Source organism: Micromonospora sp. URMC 106, from assembly GCF_051386395.1.
In the GTDB taxonomy this organism is placed as follows: Bacteria; Actinomycetota; Actinomycetes; order Mycobacteriales; family Micromonosporaceae; genus Micromonospora.
The window spans coordinates 1-414 of record NZ_JBPQTP010000255.1 but is presented as its reverse complement, the minus strand read 5'-3'; the positions used below and the strand labels follow the sequence as shown (position 1 = coordinate 414).

Annotated in this window: 1 protein-coding gene; it reads left to right on the top strand. The window is 69.3% G+C overall.

What is annotated here, in order from left to right:
• Positions 1-396: response regulator (locus tag ACSNOB_RS32010; protein ID WP_436691182.1), on the top strand; the 396-nt coding region annotated here is incomplete at its 5' end.
• Positions 397-414: the final 18 nt, after the last annotated feature.

Here is a 414-nt window from a genome sequence, read left to right as displayed (position 1 = left end):
GCCGACGCGCTGCCGAGCGACCTGACCGGCCGCAAGGTGCTGGTGGTGGACGACGACGCGCGCAACGTCTTCGCGCTCACCAACATCCTGGAGCTGCACGGGCTCGACGTCGTGTACGCCGAGAACGGGCGGCAGGGCATCGAGACGCTGATGCGGCACGACGACATCGACCTCGTGCTGATGGACGTGATGATGCCGGAGATGGACGGCTACGCGGCCACCGCCGCGATCCGCGCCATGCCCCGCTACGCGAACCTGCCGATCATCGCGGTGACGGCGAAGGCGATGCACGGCGACCGGGAGAAGAGCATCTCCTCCGGCGCCAGCGACTACGTCACCAAGCCGGTGGACGCCGCCGACCTGCTCCAGTGCATCGACCGGTGGCTCAACGGCTGACCCGTTCCGCCGCCCGGT